We start from the raw sequence: 16,675 nt of genomic DNA, 5'->3' as shown, positions 1-16,675 counted from the left end.
AGGATCCGGCCCCGGTGGTGCTCCGGCGGTGGGCGATGGCTGCCCGACCCCGGAGACCACCGGGCCGTGGGGCGGTCAGCGGATGCGGTCCCCGCTGGCCTTGTCGAACAGGTAGACCCGCCCGGGCGGCGCCGAGAAGGTGACCGACTGGCCGGGGGCCAGCTGCAGCTCGGCGGGGGTCTGGACGACCAGGTTCTTGTCCGGGACCGCCGGATGCCGGACCAGGGCGATGCCGTGCTCGAGCAGGTCCTCGTACACGAAGACGGTGCCGGTCAGGCCGTGCTCCGCGTGCTTGCAGTCCTGCGGGCGCAGGCCCACGGTCACCGTGGCGCCGTCCGGGGCCTGCCGGGCGGCCGTCTCGAGGATGTCGTCGCCGACCCGGATCATCGTCCGGTCCCCGTCGCGGACGACGGTGCCGTCGAACAGGTTGATGCTCGGCTCACCGACGAAGTCCGCCACGAAGAGGTTCGCCGGGTCGTCGAAGATCTCGTCCGGGGTGCCGTACTGCTGGATGATGCCGCCGTTCATCACCGCCATCCGGTCCGACAGTGTCATCGCCTCCAACTGGTCGTGGGTGACCACGATGGTGGTGTAGCCGAACTGGCGCTGCAGCAGCTTCAGCTCGCGACGGACGTGCTGGCGGGCGGCCGCGTCGAGGTGGCCCAGCGGCTCGTCGAGCAGCAGCACCGGCGGCTTGCGGATCAGCGCCCGGGCCAGCGCGACGCGCTGCTTCTGGCCGCTGGAGAGGGACGCCGGGCGCAGGTCCAGCAGGTCGTGCATCTCCAGGCGGTCGGCGAGCTCGGCGACGACCTTGTCCGGGTCGGCCACTCGCTTGCCGGCCTTCAGGCCGTAGGAGAGGTTCTCCCGGACGTTGAGCGGCGGGTAGAGGGCATAGCTCTCGAACCCGACACCGACGTTGCGCTTGCTGGGCGGCAGGTCGTTGACCCGGGTGGTGCCGATGAAGACGTCACCGGAGGTGATCGTCTCCAGGCCGGCGACCATCCGCAGCGTGGTCGTCTTGCCACAGCCGGACGGGCCGAGCAGGGTGATCAGTTCGCCGGGCTCGATGTCGAGGTTCATCGACTTGACGGCCTCGACGCCCTTCTTGCCGGTCCGGTAGACCTTGCGGACGTTGCGCAGCCGCAGCGGCAGCGCATCGCCGCCGCGCAGCTCGTCGACCTTGGCGCTCATTCGCCCACCTCCTCTTCGAGGGCCTCCGGGAGGGGGGCCGCGGTGTGTCCCAGGGCGGAGCCGAGCCGGGCGGTGTCCTCGTCCGGCTCACCGCCCGCGAACAGGTGGACGTTCGGCAGGTGGATGTCCAGCATCACCTCGTCGCCCTCCTGGTGCGGCCGGTCCGCCCGTTCGACGACGATCAGGTTGCCGTCGCCCACCTCGATGTCGAGCTCCACGTCGCGGCCGAGGCGCTCGGTCAGTCGGATCCTCCCGGCCACCCGCAGCCAGTCGTGGTCGTGGACCTCGCGGTTCACCATCAGTTCGCTGGGCCGCAGGCCGACCCGCAGCTGCTGGCCCTCGGTCAGGCCGAGGGCCGCCGGGGCGGCGAACTCGATGCCACCGCCGAGCGCCCGCACCCGACCGCCCCGGACGACGGCGTCGACCAGGTTGATCTCGGGCTGGCCGACGCTCCGGGCGACGAAGGTATCGATCGGTTCACGCCAGATCTGTTCGGGGGTGCCGATCTGGATGAACTTCCCCGTACGGAGCACGGCGATGCGATCCGCGAGGGCGAGCGCCTCCTGGTAGTCGTGCGTCACGTACAGGGTCGTCGTGCTGGAGCGCGACGCGATCGCCTTCAGCTCCGCCCGCATGGACGCCCGCAGCTTCGCGTCCAGGTGTGACAGCGGCTCGTCCAGCAGGTAGATGTCCGCGGGGCGCACCAGGACCCGGCCCAGCGCGGTCCGCTGGCGCTGGCCGTTGGACAGCTCCTTCGGCAGCCGGTCGAGCAGGTGGTTGATGCCCAGCGTCGTGGTGACATCGTTGATCCTCTGGGTCTGCTCTTGTTCCGAATAGCGCGCGTGACGCCCCGACTTCAGCGGCGAGGCCAGGTTCTGGGCCACCGTCTTCTGCGGGTAGAGCGCGTAGCTCTCGAACGCCATCGCGACGTTGCGGTGGTACGGCTCGACCTGGGTCATGTCGATCCCGGAGATCTCGACGCTGCCCTCGTCGATCTCGATCAGCCCGGCGATCGCCTTGAGCGTCGTCGTCTTGCCGGCGCCCGACGGGCCGAGGATGACGAAGAACTCGCCGTCGCGCACGTCGATGCCGAGGTGGTCGATGGCGACCGTCTCGCCGTACGTCTTGGTCAGGTCATGGACCTTGAGGGTGCCCATCAGCCCTTCACCGCCCCGAAGCTCAGGCCCTGGACGAGGTAGCGCTGGATGGTGAGGGCCAGGATCAGCGGTGGCAGGGCGCCCACCACACCGGCCGCGGCCGTCAGGTTGTAGTACGCCTGACCGCCACCACCCAGGAACTTGGTGATGGCCACCGTGACCGAGCCGGAGTTCGTCAGGATCAGCGGGAACATGTAGTTGTTCCACGCGAAGATGAACGCCAGCAGGGCGGAGGCCGCGATCCCGGGCCGCACCAGCGGCAGCGCGACCATGGTGAAGGCACGCCGCCGGGTGTAGCCGTCGAGCAGTGCCGCCTGCTCCAGGTCCTCGGGGAGATCCTCGAAGTAGGAGCGCAGGATCCACACCACCAGGGGCATGGTGACCAGCTGCAGCACCCAGATCATGCCGAACGTGGTGTCGAACAGTCCCAGGCCGTTGTAGATGACGAACAACGGCACGATGACCATCAGCTCGGGGGCGAAGCGGAAGCTCAGCAGGTTGAACATCAGGCTGTCCGACCCGCGGAACTTCCACCGGCCGGCCGCGTACGCGGCGGGGATGCCCACCACCAGGGACACCACGACGGCGCCCAGGCAGTTCACCGTGCTGGAGATCAGGGCCGCCTTGAAGTCGACGCTGGTCAGCATCGTGCCGCGCTCGGAGAGGACGGTGACGAAGTTCTCCAGGGTCGGGGAGAAGCGGAAGTACGTCGTGGTCTGCTCGGCCGGTGTCTTCAGCGCCAGCATCACCATCCAGACGATGGGGAACAGGCTGAAGACGAACCAGGCCAGGATGGCGATGTCGGCGATCACCGCGGGGACGGTGAAACGCTTCTCACCGGGCATCAGTTCCTTGCGGGCCATCTCATCCCTCCGATCCGGCGGCGCGCGCCTGGGCGCGACCCAGCAGCTTCACCAGTTGCTGGGCGGTGAGGTACACGATGATCCAGAGGATGAACATGTACGTCGCGCCACCCGAGTAGTTGAAGTTGATGATCGAGTTGATGTACGCGTTCACCTGCAGGGTGCTGGTGGCATGGCCGGGGCCGCCCTGGGTCAGCACGTACACGATGTCGAACACCTTGAGGCAGTCCATGAACCGGAAGATCACCGCGACGAGGATGTAGGGCCACATCATCGGCAGCATCAGGCGCCGGAACATGTAGAACCAGCTGGCACCGTCCACGGCGGACGCCTCGAACGGCTCGCGCGGCAGGGACCGTACGCCGGCGAGGACGAGGATCGCGACGAAGGGGGTGTAGATCCACAGGTCGACCATGATGATCGACCAGAGGGCGCGATTCTCGCTGAGGAAGTCGAACGTCGAGCCCAGGTTGAAGATGTGGTTCAGGATGCCGAACTGCGGGTTGAACATCAGCTTCCAGATCACCGCGGCGATCACCGGGGCGATCATCAGCGGCAGGATCAGGACCTTCTCGAAGATCTTGCCGATCAGGCTGGAGCGGTTCAGCAGCAGGGCGATGATCACGCCCAGCACCGCCTCGAGGACGGTCGCCACGACGGCGAAGGTGAGGGTGATCCGGACCGAGCCCCAGAACAGCGGGTCGGTGAAGACCTTGAGGTAGTTGCTCAGGCCGACGAAGTGGACGTTGCTCTCGGTCGCCCGGTAGTTGAGGAAGGTGTAGCCGACGCCCTGGACGAAGGGGTACAGGATGCCGATCAGGATGACGGTGGCGGGAATGGACAGGATGTAAGGACGCCATTTGCGCCTGGCAGGCGACACGGTCGGGGGCTGGTGCCCTCCGACCGTGTCGTCAGCACTGCGCAGCGCCCCGTGCTGGCGGATGCTCATGTGAGTTGCGGGACCTTCCGATCCTGGGTGGACGGCCGGCGCCGGGGCGTCAGCTGTTCACCTTGTTCGTGCTGGAGGTGGCCAGGGCGTCCAGGGTGGACTTGGCGTCGGCGCCGCCGTAGATGCTCTGCAGCGCCACGGCCCAGTCCTCGGTGGTCTCCAGGAAGCGGGTCTGGGGGGTGAACAGCACCTTGGCCTGCGGCACCTGGGCCTCGAACGCCTCCAGGTAGCCGGGGAACGAGCCGAGGGTCTGCTTGAACGTGCCGTTGAACACCGAGGTACGCACCGGGTCGGCGAAGGCGCCCGACTGGACCGCCTTGTTCATCGCGTCCTTGCCGGAGGCCCACTGCATGAACAGCCAGGCGGCGAGCTTGTTCTTCGACTTGGAGTTCATCCCCCACGCCCAGGTCCAGATGTTGGTGGCCAGGCTGCCGCCGGCACCGGCGGGGCCGGGGTGCCAGGCGAGCTGTCCGGCCATCTTCGAGGCGCCCTTGACGTTCTTGGGGTACGTCGCCGAGTCGGCGTCGTAGACCATCATCGCCTTGCCGTCACCGAGGTCACCGGTGCAGTTCGGGTACTCGTACGTGGTCCAGGAGGTCGGGCCGGCCACCTTCGCCAGCTCGGCCCACTTCTTGGTGAAGTCGACCGCTGTCGGGGAGTTCATCGCGGCGACCAGCTTGCCGTTCTGGGTCTCGTAGTCCTTGCCGCCCTCGCGGCTGTACTGCGTCATGAACCCGGGGTGGATGGTCGCCCACGACTTCGACCCGCGGAAGGCGATGCCGTACATGTCGTTCTTGCGGTCGGTGAGGTCGGTGGCCAGCTGGATCAGGTTGTCGAAGGTCTCGGCGGGCTTGATCCCCCGCTTGTCGAAGACCGTCTTGTTGTAGGCGATGTTGTTCAGCTCGAAGCCCCACGGGAGGGCGTACGTGCCGCCGGTGCCCGCCGCGTCACCGACCTTGAAGTCCCACTTCATCGAGGTCCGCAGGCCGGAGAAGAAGTCCTCGTAGTCGAACTCGGAGCCGGTCGCGGCGGTGTTGTTGATCCACGGGTCCAGGTCCTCCAGCCAGCCGGGCGGGCCGTACTGCCAGACCCAGTAGGCGCCCATCATGAACACGTCGTGGGTCGCGCTACCACCGGCGAGCTCGGTGTTGAGCTTGGTGAAGTAGTCCGCCTCCGGGACCAGGTCGGCCGTCACCGTGATCCCGGTCAGATCGGTGAACTCCTTGAACAGGGGCTGGTAGGTCTGCTGGTAGACGTGCGGGGTCTGCAGGATCTTGATGCTGGTGCCCTTGGCCTTCTTCCAGTCGAACGAACCGGTGACCGCGTTGGCCCCGTTGTTGGTCGACTTCTGTCCCGGGCCGACGCAGGCGGCCAGCAGGGGGGCGGAGGCGGCGAGTCCGAGTCCCTGAAGGATGCGGCGGCGGCTCATGGGCTCGCTGAACGGTGAATTCATGTTGTCCTCGACTTCGTTGTCAGAACCGGTGGGCTGTTTCGGGGGATGGGTGGGGGATGCAGGTCAGGGGATGAGGCTGACCTTGATGGACTCCTTGCCGGAGGCGACCATGTCCAGGCCCTTCTGGAAGTCCTCGAGCGGGAGCTGGTGGGTGCAGATCTCGTCCAGCGGGAGTTTGCCGGTCTCGATCAGCTTGATGGCGGCCGGCCAGCAGTTCGGGCCGAGGTGTGCACCCAGGACGTCGAGCTCCTTGTCGTCGGAGATGATCGACCAGTCGACCGAGACGTTCTCCTTGAAGACCGAGTACTCCACGTAGCGGCCGAGCTTGCGCAGCAGGTTGAGGCCCTGCGGGACGGCCGAGGGGTGCCCGGTGCCCTCCAGGTAGACGTCGGCGCCGTAGCCACCGGTGAGGTCCTTGATGACCTGGACCGCATCCTGTTCGGCGATGTTGATCGTCATCGTCGCGCCGGTCTTCTCGGCGATCTCCAGCTTGCGCGGATCCATGTCGAGGGCGATGATCCGGGCCGGCGACTTCGCTGCGGCACCGGCGATCATGCCGAGGCCGATCGGGCCGGCACCGGCCACCACCACGGTGTCGTTGAAGCGGATGTTCGCCCGCTCGACGGCGTGCAGGGCGCAGGACAGCGGCTCGGCGAACGCGGCGTGGGCCGGCGGGATGTCCTTGCTGATCCGGTGCACCAGGGAGTTGGTGCTGACCACCATGTACTCCTCCATGCCGCCCGGGTTGGCGCGCTTGAAGCCGTACATGTTGTGCGGCTGGCACATGTGGTAATCGCCGTGGTCACAGTAGAGGCAGTCCCAGCACGGGACGATCTGCTCCAGCACGACCCGGTCGTCGAGCTCGACCCCCCAGTGGGCCCGCGCCTCGTCATCCAGGCCGATGATCCGCCCGGTGATCTCGTGCCCCGGGACGACCTCGGTCTCGGCCCAGGCCGGCCGGTTCTCATCGCCCCAGAACTTCGCCGCACCGGCCCAGTTCTTCAGGTCGCTGGCGCAGATACCCACCGCCTCGACCTTGAGCAGCAGTTCCCCGGGCCCGCGGGTCGGCACCGGCAGCTGCTCCAAGCGGTAGTCGCGAGGCCCGTGATTGATGACTGCCTTCATCGTCTCGGGAAGTGTGTTGTTCACCTTTGAACTCCGTCCCTTCAGGGGTTGACGCGCCTCATTGCCACGTCGGTTCGACCTTAGGCGGCTCAGCCAACATTTGTCCAGCACTTTTGTGCAACTGTTGTGCTGAACATTCGTTCACGCTACGCTCGTAGCGCATTCGTTCGACAATGGGGGTCTTGTCGACGATCGACAATGAGGTCTTGCCGACCAGGGGCGTCCCGGCAGCGGGTCGCCGTCAGGGGGATGAGTGATGGGTGAGGTGCCGGACACGGCCCGCGGAGGCCGGTCGTCGATGTCGTCACGCGGACGTTTCGATCCGGCGATCCTCTACCAGGCCGCCCTGGCCTACTACGTCGACAACGCGACCCAGGCGGAGATCGCCGAGGCCCTCGGGGTGAGCCGCCCGACGGTGAGCCGACTGCTCAGCGAGGCCCGGGCCGCCGGCATCGTGACGATCGAGGTACGCGAGCCGCGGTTCGAGCAGGACGCCGAGCTCGCCGGACGACTGGCCGCCCTGCTCGGCCTGCGGAAGGTCTACGTCACCCCCACGGTCGGGCGCCGCGACATCGGCGCGGTGCTGGCGCCCGGCGTCGGCCGCGCGATCGAGGACGCCGGCCTGGTCGCCGGCGACGGGCTGCTGGTCTCCTCCGGCGTCACCGTCTACCAGGTGGTCGGCCACCCCCTGCCGCCGGCCCCCGGGGTGCTGGTCGCCCCCACCGTGGGGGGCCAGCTGGAGTCCGAGGGCCCGTACCAGACCAACGAGATCGCCCGCCGGCTGGCGATGAAGCTCACCGGCCGGCCGGTGCTGCTCTATGCCCCCGCGCTGCCCAGTGCCGACCTGTACGAGTCGCTGCTGCGCGACCCGCACATCCAGGAGGTCGTCAGCCTGTGGAGGACCGCGAAGGCCGCGCTGCTGGGCGTCGGCGCCCCACCGCTGACCCGGACCATCATGCCGAGCACCTTCCAGGGCAACCCGCGCTGGCTGCGGTCGGCGGTCGGCGACATCAACGCGCGACCGTACGACATCCATGGCACCCCGATCGAGCTGGAGAGCAACGACCGGCTGATGGCCATGCGCCTGGAGGAGCTCCGCGAGGTGCCGCACGCCATCGCCGTGGCGGTGGGCCGCAACAAGATCGGCTCGATCATCGCTGCCAGCCGGGCCGGCTTCTTCAACCACCTGGTGACCGACACCGACACCGCCGCGGCGCTGGAGGCGGCGGCGAGCGTGGATCAGTGACCGGCGGGATCGAGCGGGATCAATGACCGGCACGGCCGAGCAGGGTCGGCGACCGGCACCGGTCGAGCGGAAGCGGTGACCCGCACCGGTCAGGCGTCGCCCGCGGAGCGCCGGTCGTGCCCCGGGGTCATCGCGCCCTGACCCCTGACCGCCACCACGAGGGCGGCCACCTTCGCCGGATCCGTCCGATGCCCGGCACCCTCGACCCCGCTGATCACGTCGACGCCGTCCGGGTCGACCGCCTCGAGCGCGGTCCGTACGGTGTCGGGGCGCAGGCCGCCGGCCAGGACAACCGGCAGCTCGATCCCCTCCCGGATCCGCCGGGCCGCCGACAGCGCGGCTGACCCGCCCGAGCCGGGCGGGCCGGGCGGGCCGGGCGGGCCGGGCGCGTCGACCAGGTCGACCATCAGCAGGTCGATGCCGGTCCCGACCAGCAGCCGGGCCGCCGCGAGCGGGTCGGCGCCGTGGACGTGGCGGCCCACGGGGGTGCCGTCATCGCGGCGCAGGCGCAGGGTCTTCATCACCCGTACGTCATGGGCGTGCAGCAGACCCACCAGGCGCAGGGTGACTCCCGGCGGTTCGTCGGCGTGCAGCTGGACGATCCGTGGTTGCAGCCGGCGGGTGGTCGCCAGGACGGTGTCGGGGTCCTCGCCGACCACCGCCACCCGTTGGACCGTCCCGGGCACCCCGAGCACCAGTTCCTCGGCCTCGTCGAGGGTCAGGTTCCACGGCCCCCGGTGCGGGAAGCCGACGACGAACCCGAGCGCGTCGACCCCGAGCGCCGCGCACAGGGCGACGTCGTCGGGATGGTGCAGGCCACTGATCCCGATCCAGGTCATGGCAGCACCTCGATCACCCCCGTGGACCCGTCCAGACGGATCCGTTGGCCGGTGGCCAGCCGGGTGGTGGCCCGGTGCACCCCGACGACGGCCGGGATGCCGTACTCGCGGGCGACCACCGAGCCGTGGGTCATCATCCCGCCGACCTCGGTCACCAGGCCGGCGGCCGGCAGGAAGAGCGGGGTCCAGGCCGGGTCGGTGCCGGGGCAGACGAGGATCTCGCCCGGCTCCAGATGTGCCGTGCTCGGGTCGAGCACCACCCGGACCGCGCCCTCGACCACGCCCGGCGACACCGGACTGCCGACGATCTCCCCGGTGGCCTCAGTACCCCCGCCGAGACCTTCGTACCAGGTGCGGCCGTCCCCGCCGATCAGCCGCGGCACCTGCCGGCGGCGCAGCTCCCGGTCGTACGCCGCTCTCCGCCCGGCGACCCGGGCGCGCAGGTCCTGGTCCGAGTCGACCCCCGCCCCGCGCAGCTCGTGGTAGTGGAGGAACATCACGTCGTCGGGCCGGTCCAGGCGGCCCAGTGCCACCAGGTCGGCCCCTGAGGCGAGCAGCCCCTCGCGGATCCGGCCGAGCAGGCGGACGAGGGTGAACTTCGGCACCTCCCGGGCGCCGAGCAGGATCCGCAGCCGGGTCGCGGCGAACCGGACCGGCCCGCGCCGCGGCCAGCGGCCGCGGCCGCCCAGCAGGGTGGCCAGCCGGTCGACGGCCTCCCGGCTGGTCCGGATCCCGGCGGCGAGAACGGCATCGGGCGCGACGGCGGGATCGTCCATCCGGACGTAGCTGCGCAGGGTGGCCATCAGCTGGACCGGGTCGTCGCGCCAGCGCGGCGCCCCGAGATCGATCTCGGCCACCCCGCGCATGCCGTACGTGGCGAGGAAGTCCCGCAGTGCCCGGTCGGTCGACACCGGCAGCGCGCCGCGGCGGAACAGCTCGGCCAGCTCGGCCGCATCCCGCTCGACGAACAGCGCCAGGGCACCCGGGTCGCGGCGGACGACCACCGCGACCTGCCACAGGGCCAGATCCATCGCCGTCGTCGGGTTGCCGGGCAGGGCCCGCATGGTCTCCATCACCAGGCGTTCCCCCTCCGCCCCGAGTGGGGCGGCGAGGCGACGCAGGACGGCGATCATCGCGGAGCCCGGCGCCATCATCGGCGCAAAATTCCTCAGCCCCTCGGCCAGACCGTCACGCAGGGTGATCCCGGCGGCGTCGACCCGGGCGGTCAGGCGTTCGTACGGGTCGCTCCGCCGGGAGGCCGCATCCTGGGAAGCCTCGGCGGCGGCCACCATCGCCTCCATCGCCCGATCGAACCGGCGGCGGCGCACCCCGGGGGCGACCAGGCTGAGCGGCAGGCCGCGCAGCACGATGCCGCCGAACCGGCCCACCATGGCCAGGGTCGCCGCGGTCGGGCGGGTCCGGACCGGTCGCCACCGTGGGTCGGTCTCCAGCCGGCGCAGGATCGCGCCGGTGCCCGGTTCGCCGATGGACAGCATCACCGGCAGGACCCGGGCGCCGATCGGGTCCCGGGCCAGTGCGTCGATCCGGGCCCAGAGCCGCTCCCCGGCGACGGCGATGACGCCCTGGCGCGCCGGGTCGGCCGGCACCCCGGTGAAGACCGCCGCCGCTCCGGAGGCGAGCCGGATCAGCGACTCGCGCCCGACCGGGGTGATCGGCCGCAGCATCCCCTGGAAGGCGCCGAAGGAGAACCACAGCGCGTCGGGGTCCCGCCCCGGCGGCAGCGGGAACAGCGAGGTGATCGCCCGGGTCTGCAGCACCTGGAAGCCGTCGGCGGTGAGCGCCCACTCGATGTCCTGCGGGGTGCCGTCGTACGTGCCCTGGATCCGCCGGCCCAGCGCGGCCAGCTCGGCGACCTGCTCGTCGGTGAGGACCGGCTCGTCGGTGCGGACGGACCCCCCGGCGTCGGGGGCGGTCGAGGATCCCGTCACCGCAGCCTCGCGCGCCACCGACGCGACCCCACCCTCCCGCGCCACCGACGCGACACCACCCTCCCGCGCCACCGACGCGACACCACCACCGGCGATCGGCACCGTGGTGACCGCCTTGGCCCCCGGCGTGCACTCCAGCACCCGGCCCTCGGCGTCGACGAGCCAGTGGTCCGGCTCGGTCAGGCCGGAGACCAGTGCTTCCCCCAGCCCGGGCACGGCGTCCACCGCGGTGTGGGCGCGGACACCGGTGAGCGGGTCGGCGGTGAACATCACGCCGCTGACCATGGCAGGGACCAGTGCCTGGACCACGACAGCCAGGCCGAGGCCGTCCTGGGAGATGCCGTTGCGGAGCCGGTAACCGATCGCCCGCGCGGTCCACAGGCTCGACCAGCAGTCGACCACGGCGCGCACCAGCTGGTCGGCGCCGAGCACGTTGAGGTAGGTCTCCTGCTGGCCGGCGAACGACAGGTCGGCCAGGTCCTCGGCCGTCGCGGAGGACCGTACGGCCAGGGGGACCTCCCGCGCTCCGGGCGAGCCTGCGGGGACCAGCCCCGCGGCCGATGCTGCGGCGAGGACGGCGTCGCGGACCTCGTCCGGCATCCCTCCGGCGGCGAAGGCCGCCCGGATGGTCGCGCAGGCCCGTTCCGGTCCGGCGGCATCGGCCGGGTCGACCCCCTCGAGAGCCGCGGCGATCACCGGGCCCAGGCCGTGAGCGGCGACGTGGGCGGCGTAGGCCGCCGTGGTGACCACGAAACCACGCGGCACCGGATATCCCGCCCGGGTCAGCCGGATGAGATTGAGGCCCTTGCCACCGACCGTCGCCAGGGTGGCATCCGCGTCCTCGAGGGGCACCGTGAGAGTTGCCATGGGACGAGCATCCCACCGCTGCGTCCGGCGTTCCCGGGGAACCGGTCCGGGGTCGACGGAGCACCTTGCCGACATACCCCACAGGGGTATAGTGACTGCTGTTGGAGAGATACCCCCAAGGGGTACCTCTGACGTACGTCCCTGAGGGAGAACCAGACGATGTCGACCACTACCGAGTACCAGGTATCCGGCATGACCTGCCACCACTGCGAGATGTCGGTCAGCGAGGAGGTCGGCGAGATCCCCGGCGTCGAGTCGGTCGAGGTCAGCCACCTCACCGGCAGGCTCGTGGTGACCAGCGCCGCCCCGCTCGACCCGTCCGCGGTCGCCGCGGCGGTCCAGGAGGCCGGCTACCAGGTCGTTCCCGCCTGATCAGCGCGCCGTGATCCTCGCCCTCTGATCACCCCCCACTACCGCCGCCCGATCACCATCCGCTGATCACCATCGCCCGATCACCGCCGGCTGATCAGCACCGTCCCGTCAGCACCGTCCGCGTCCGCGCGGGCAACACTTCGATCCCGTGCAGCAAGGAGCCCCCTCCATGTCAGCGACCCAGGTCGACAAGAGATCCATCCCCACGGCTCTCGGCCACCTCACCGAACTCGACCTCGAGATCGGCGGCATGACCTGCGCCTCCTGTGCGAACCGGATCGAACGCAAGCTCAACAAGCTCGACGGCGTCACCGCCGCGGTCAACTACGCCACCGAGAAGGCCCACGTCAGCGTCCCGGACGGGTACGACGCCCAGCAGCTGCTCGACACCGTGGCCGCCGCCGGCTACTCCGCCGCCCTCCCGCGGGTCGCCACGCCCCGCGACGCCGGTGCGCAGGCGGGCGCAGCGGCAGGCACGGGTGCGGGCGCCGATGGGGCGGAACGCCCGGGCGCCCCGGACCGCCAGGAGCTCGAGCTGCGGGCGCTGCGCCAGCGGCTGATCGGCAGTGCCGTGCTCTCGGTCCCGGTGATCCTGATGGCGATGGTGCCGGCCCTGCAGTTCGACAACTGGCAGTGGCTGTCCCTCACCCTGGCCTCGCCGGTGATCGTCTGGGCGGCCTGGCCGTTCCACCGCGCGGCGTGGACCAACCTGCGCCACGGCGCCGCGACGATGGACACCCTGGTCTCGATGGGGACCGGGGCGGCGTACCTGTGGTCGCTGTACGCCCTGTTCTTCGGCACCGCCGGGATGACCGGGATGAAGCACCCGTTCGAGCTGACCGTCGGCCCGAGCGACGGTGCGGCGAACATCTACCTCGAGGTCGCCTCGGGCGTGGTGATGTTCATCCTGCTGGGCCGCTACATCGAGAAGCGGTCGAAGCGCCGCGCCGGCGCCGCACTGCGCGCCCTGCTCGAGCTCGGCGCGAAGGACGTCGCGGTGCTCCGCGACGGTGCGGAGGTGCGGATCCCGATCGACGATCTGCGCGTCGGCGACGAGTTCGTCGTCCGCCCCGGGGAGAAGATCGCCACCGACGGGGTGGTCGTCGCCGGCACGTCCGCCGTCGACGCCTCGATGCTCACCGGCGAGTCGGTGCCGGTGGAGGTCGCCCCCGACGACACCGTCACCGGGGCCACGGTGAACGCCGGCGGCCGGCTGGTCGTCCGGGCCACCCGGATCGGCGCCGACACCCGACTGGCCCGGATGGCCCGCCTGGTCGAGGACGCCCAGTCGGGCAAGGCCGAGATCCAGCGGCTCGCCGACCGGGTCTCGGGCGTCTTCGTGCCGATCGTCATCGTCGTCGCCCTCGCCACCCTCGCCACCTGGATCGCCCTGGGCTTCCCGCTGACGGCGGCCTTCACCGCAGCCGTCGCGGTGCTCATCGTCGCCTGCCCCTGCGCCCTGGGCCTGGCCACGCCGACCGCCCTGCTGGTCGGCACCGGCCGCGGCGCCCAGCTCGGCATCCTGATCAAGGGCCCCGAGGTCCTCGAGTCCACCCGCAAGGTCGACACGATCGTGCTGGACAAGACCGGCACCGTGACCACCGGCACGATGACCCTGATCGACGCGTACGCCGCCGACGGCACCACCGTCGACGAGGTGCTCCGCCTCGGCGGTGCGGTGGAGGCCGCCTCCGAGCACCCGATCGCCCGCGCCGTCGCGCGGGGCGCCGAGGACCGCGTCGGCCCGCTGTCGGACGTCGAGGGCTTCACCAACCTGGCGGGCCGCGGCGTCCGCGGCACCGTCGAGGGACGTACGGTCCTCGTCGGCCGCCGCACCCTGCTGGCCGGCGAGGAGAGCGGGCACCCGGTCGGCGGCAGCAGTGAACGACCGACCGGCGACGACAGCGGACGCCTCACCGGCGAGAGCGCCGGGTTGCCGCCGGAGCTGGCCCGGGCCGCGGCGGACGCCGAGGCGGCCGGGCGCACCGCGGTGGTCGTCGCCTGGGACGGGGCCGCGCGCGGCGTCATCACCGTCGCGGACGCGATCCGGCCGACCAGCCCAGAGGCGATCTCGCGGCTCCGGGGACTCGGTCTCACCCCGGTGCTGCTGACCGGTGACAACCGTACGGTCGCCCAGCAGGTGGCGGACACCCTCGGCATCGACCGTGTGATCGCCGAGGTCCTGCCCCAGGACAAGGTCCGGGTGGTCAAGGAACTGCAGGCAGAGGGCCGGGTGGTGGCGATGGTCGGCGACGGCGTGAACGACGCCGCCGCGCTCGCCCGGGCCGATCTCGGCCTGGCCATGGGCACCGGCACCGACGTGGCGATCGAGGCGGCCGACCTCACCCTGGTGCGGGGCGACCTGCGCGCCGCGGTGGACGCGATCCGGCTGTCGCGTCGTACGCTCGCGACGATCAAGGGCAACCTCTTCTGGGCCTTCGCCTACAACGTGTGCGCCATCCCGCTGGCCGCCCTCGGCCTGCTCAACCCGATGATCGCCGGCGCCGCGATGGCCTTCTCCAGCGTCTTCGTGGTCACCAACAGCCTGCGGCTGCGCGGCTTCCGGTCAGCCATCCGCTGACGCCGGCGTACGGCCCGGCCGGGCCGTACGCCGAGGGTCCGGGGGAACACCGGGCAGGGCCAACGCCGGGCAAAGTCAACGCCGGTCCGGGGGGACGCCGGTCCGGGTCAACGCCGGTCCGGGGGACGCCGGTCCGGGTCAACGCCGGTCCGGGGGACGCCGGTCGGGGTCCAGGCCGGTCCGGGGGACGCCGGTCGGGGTCCAGGCCGGTCAGGCGCTTCGGTGCCCGTCGTGGCGCCGCGACGGCACCAGGTGGGTGATACCCACCAGGAGGCCACCGAGCACGATCGCGACCACGGCTGAGCCGAGGGTGTCGATCAGCCAGGCCAGCAGCCCACCGACGCCGGGGACCTCGTGCGCCGGCGCAGCGAGATGGTGCAGCAGATCGGCCGGGGCGTGCCAGCCCAGGGTGTTCGCGCCGGTGACGAGGATGTGCCCACCGACCCACAGCATCGCGGCGATGCCGACGGTCGACAGCACCGACAGCACCACCGGCATGGCCGCCACCAGCGCGGCGCCGACCCGCCGGGAGCCGCGACGCTCCCGCCCCTCGAGCACCAGGCCGATGTCGTCCATCTTGACGATCAGCGCGACCGCCCCGTACACGACGGCGGTCAGCGTCACGGCCACCAGCACCAGGATGAGCGTCTTCGGCAGCAGCGCCATGGACGAGGAGCGGCCGGCGTTCACCGTCGCCAGGGAGATCACCATGATCTCGGCGGACAGGATGAAGTCCGTACGGACGGCGCCGTTCACCAGGGTCCGCTCCTCCGCGGCGCCGCGGTCCACCGCCGGCCCGCCCTGCCCGGGCTCCTCCGGCATCCTGTGCCCGCCCCCGCGGACCGCGTCGAGGAGCTTCTCCGCGCCCTCGAAGGAGAGGTAGAGACCACCCAGCATGAGCAGCGGGGTGAGCACGACCGGCAGGAAGTGGTCGAGCACCAGCAGCAGGACGATCAGGATCGCCTTGTTGACCAGTGACCCCCTGGCGATCCGCCAGATGACCGGCAGCTCACGGCTCGGGTGGATCCCGGCCACGTACTGCGGGGTCACCGCGGCGTCGTCGACCACCACACCCATCGCCTTGGTGGTGGTGGCGCTGGCGGCTTTCGCGATCATCGCCACGTCATCGAGCAGGGCGGCGAGTCCACCGGCCATGGGATCCTCCCGGATTCGGTCCATAATGTGCGACACGTGCCTGCGAGCACACCGTGGGGCGGGCCCGCTGCGGACGTCCGCGTGCGGCGAACCTAGCAGCAGGCTGTGACGGACCGGTGTCGGGCGGGCGGCACCGTGCCACCGCGGGTCGCCACGGGGCCGTTCCGCAGACGATCCACCGGCCCGCCGACGGCCCGCCGACGAGAGGAGACGATGTGAGCACTGCACGCCCGTTTCACCGGTTGGTGCTGGTCCGACTGATCGTGAGCCTGGCGCTGGGGGTGGTCGCCGGGGCCGTGGTGATGCTCACCTGGCGCCCCGAGGCCGCGGCCGTGTCGGGCTGGATCGTCACCGCCGGGGTCTACTGCGCGTGGACCTGGGCCATCGTCGCCGGCATGGACCCGGCGGACACCCGCTCCCACGCCACCGAGGAGGACGCCGGGCGCGGCGCCACCGACGTCATCCTGCTGGTCGCCTCGATGGCGAGCCTGGTCGGGGTCGGCGTCCTGCTGGCCGCGGGCTCCCAGAAGGGCGTCGCGGCGATCATCGAGACCGGACTCGGCGTGCTCTGCGTCGCCGCCTCCTGGGTGCTGGTGCACGTCCTGTTCACCGTCCGCTACGCCCGCCTCTACTACGACGGCGACGGAGGAGTCGACTTCAACCAGGACGAGGACCCCGACTACCAGGACTTCGCCTACCTGTCCTTCACCCTGGGGATGACCTACCAGGTCAGCGACACCGACATCACCGGCAAGGCGATCCGCCGTACGGTGCTGCGCCACACCCTGCTCAGTTACCTGCTCGGCGCGGTGATCCTGGCCTCGACGGTCAACCTCGTCGCCTCGATCGCCTCGAGCTTCTGACCCCGCTCCGCCACAGCCCCGCTCCGCTGCATCCAGCGCGACCAGCACTCCACTCCGCTGCATCC

At 70.8% G+C, this 16,675-nt stretch carries 13 protein-coding genes; 4 read left to right on the top strand and 9 right to left on the bottom strand.

Annotation, left to right across the window (positions count from 1 at the left end; all coding sequences use genetic code 11):
• Positions 1 to 75 precede the first annotated feature (75 nt).
• The 6 genes from VB059_RS09535 to VB059_RS09510 all read right to left on the bottom strand — a co-directional run bounded on the left by VB059_RS09535 (position 76) and on the right by VB059_RS09510 (position 6,762).
• Positions 76 to 1,191, bottom strand: a complete 1,116-nt coding sequence (locus VB059_RS09535) for an ABC transporter ATP-binding protein (RefSeq protein ID WP_323421790.1) — start codon at positions 1,189 to 1,191, stop codon at positions 76 to 78.
• The gene (locus tag VB059_RS09530) at positions 1,188 to 2,348 is read right to left on the bottom strand and encodes an ABC transporter ATP-binding protein (RefSeq protein ID WP_323421789.1); all 1,161 of its coding nucleotides are present in this window, start codon (positions 2,346 to 2,348) and stop codon (positions 1,188 to 1,190) included. Before VB059_RS09530 ends, VB059_RS09535 begins: the two co-directional genes overlap by 4 nt.
• Positions 2,348 to 3,211, bottom strand: coding sequence for a carbohydrate ABC transporter permease (locus tag VB059_RS09525; RefSeq protein WP_323421788.1), 864 nt, complete (start codon positions 3,209 to 3,211; stop codon positions 2,348 to 2,350). Before VB059_RS09525 ends, VB059_RS09530 begins: the two co-directional genes overlap by 1 nt.
• 1 nt (position 3,212) lies before the next feature.
• Positions 3,213 to 4,160, bottom strand: coding sequence for a sugar ABC transporter permease (locus VB059_RS09520; RefSeq protein WP_323421787.1), 948 nt, complete (start codon positions 4,158 to 4,160; stop codon positions 3,213 to 3,215).
• Between the two features lie 49 nt (positions 4,161 to 4,209).
• The gene (locus tag VB059_RS09515) at positions 4,210 to 5,589 is read right to left on the bottom strand and encodes an ABC transporter substrate-binding protein (RefSeq protein WP_323421786.1); all 1,380 of its coding nucleotides are present in this window, start codon (positions 5,587 to 5,589) and stop codon (positions 4,210 to 4,212) included.
• Between the two features lie 87 nt (positions 5,590 to 5,676).
• The gene (locus VB059_RS09510) at positions 5,677 to 6,762 is read right to left on the bottom strand and encodes a zinc-binding dehydrogenase (RefSeq protein ID WP_323421785.1); all 1,086 of its coding nucleotides are present in this window, start codon (positions 6,760 to 6,762) and stop codon (positions 5,677 to 5,679) included.
• A gap of 232 nt (positions 6,763 to 6,994) precedes the next feature.
• Between VB059_RS09510 and VB059_RS09505 the strand changes: the two genes are divergently transcribed.
• Positions 6,995 to 7,984: a sugar-binding transcriptional regulator gene (locus VB059_RS09505; protein ID WP_323421784.1), complete on the top strand. Its 990-nt coding sequence runs from the start codon at positions 6,995 to 6,997 to the stop codon at positions 7,982 to 7,984.
• Between the two features lie 89 nt (positions 7,985 to 8,073).
• Here the strand turns inward: VB059_RS09505 and VB059_RS09500 are convergent, their stop codons facing one another.
• A complete protein-coding gene (locus VB059_RS09500; protein WP_323421783.1) occupies positions 8,074 to 8,823 on the bottom strand; it encodes a phosphoribosylanthranilate isomerase in 750 nt (249 codons plus the stop codon).
• Positions 8,820 to 11,639 carry a PEP/pyruvate-binding domain-containing protein gene (locus VB059_RS09495; protein WP_323421782.1) on the bottom strand — a complete coding sequence of 940 codons (2,820 nt, stop codon included), beginning with the start codon at positions 11,637 to 11,639 and terminating at the stop codon, positions 8,820 to 8,822. The genes VB059_RS09500 and VB059_RS09495 overlap by 4 nt, the downstream gene beginning before the upstream one ends.
• A gap of 159 nt (positions 11,640 to 11,798) precedes the next feature.
• Here VB059_RS09495 and VB059_RS09490 point away from each other — a divergent pair, with 159 nt between their 5' ends.
• Together VB059_RS09490 and VB059_RS09485 are read left to right on the top strand one after the other, a co-directional pair.
• On the top strand, positions 11,799 to 12,011 hold the full coding sequence (locus tag VB059_RS09490) for a heavy-metal-associated domain-containing protein (protein ID WP_323421781.1): 213 nt from the start codon (positions 11,799 to 11,801) through the stop codon (positions 12,009 to 12,011).
• Positions 12,012 to 12,180: 169 nt separating this feature from the next.
• Entirely contained in the window at positions 12,181 to 14,592 is a 2,412-nt protein-coding gene (locus VB059_RS09485; protein WP_323421780.1) for a heavy metal translocating P-type ATPase, read from the top strand.
• A gap of 210 nt (positions 14,593 to 14,802) precedes the next feature.
• Here the strand turns inward: VB059_RS09485 and VB059_RS09480 are convergent, their stop codons facing one another.
• The gene (locus tag VB059_RS09480; RefSeq protein ID WP_323421779.1) at positions 14,803 to 15,747 is read right to left on the bottom strand and encodes a DUF808 domain-containing protein; all 945 of its coding nucleotides are present in this window, start codon (positions 15,745 to 15,747) and stop codon (positions 14,803 to 14,805) included.
• 215 nt (positions 15,748 to 15,962) lie between these two features.
• On the opposite strand from VB059_RS09480, the gene VB059_RS09475 reads away from it, so the two are divergent.
• Positions 15,963 to 16,610 (top strand): DUF1345 domain-containing protein, encoded by a 648-nt coding sequence (locus tag VB059_RS09475; RefSeq protein ID WP_323421778.1) that lies wholly within the window; start codon positions 15,963 to 15,965, stop codon positions 16,608 to 16,610.
• Positions 16,611 to 16,675 lie beyond the last annotated feature (65 nt).

It is taken from the genome of Raineyella sp., from assembly GCF_034933565.1.
GTDB lineage: Bacteria > Actinomycetota > Actinomycetes > Propionibacteriales > Propionibacteriaceae > Raineyella.
The sequence above is the reverse complement of the archived record's forward strand: the minus strand, read 5'-3'. Positions and strand labels throughout refer to the sequence as shown.

Coding starts and splice junctions, on each gene's coding strand:
- VB059_RS09490 (WP_323421781.1), top strand. CDS start 11,799: ATGTCGACCACTACCGAGTACCAGGTATCCGGCATGACCTGCCACCAC.
- VB059_RS09515 (WP_323421786.1), bottom strand. CDS start 5,589: ATGAGCCGCCGCCGCATCCTTCAGGGACTCGGACTCGCCGCCTCCGCC.
- VB059_RS09525 (WP_323421788.1), bottom strand. CDS start 3,211: ATGGCCCGCAAGGAACTGATGCCCGGTGAGAAGCGTTTCACCGTCCCC.
- VB059_RS09495 (WP_323421782.1), bottom strand. CDS start 11,639: ATGGCAACTCTCACGGTGCCCCTCGAGGACGCGGATGCCACCCTGGCG.
- VB059_RS09535 (WP_323421790.1), bottom strand. CDS start 1,191: ATGAGCGCCAAGGTCGACGAGCTGCGCGGCGGCGATGCGCTGCCGCTG.
- VB059_RS09505 (WP_323421784.1), top strand. CDS start 6,995: ATGGGTGAGGTGCCGGACACGGCCCGCGGAGGCCGGTCGTCGATGTCG.
- VB059_RS09530 (WP_323421789.1), bottom strand. CDS start 2,348: ATGGGCACCCTCAAGGTCCATGACCTGACCAAGACGTACGGCGAGACG.
- VB059_RS09500 (WP_323421783.1), bottom strand. CDS start 8,823: ATGACCTGGATCGGGATCAGTGGCCTGCACCATCCCGACGACGTCGCC.
- VB059_RS09520 (WP_323421787.1), bottom strand. CDS start 4,160: ATGAGCATCCGCCAGCACGGGGCGCTGCGCAGTGCTGACGACACGGTC.
- VB059_RS09485 (WP_323421780.1), top strand. CDS start 12,181: ATGTCAGCGACCCAGGTCGACAAGAGATCCATCCCCACGGCTCTCGGC.
- VB059_RS09480 (WP_323421779.1), bottom strand. CDS start 15,747: ATGGCCGGTGGACTCGCCGCCCTGCTCGATGACGTGGCGATGATCGCG.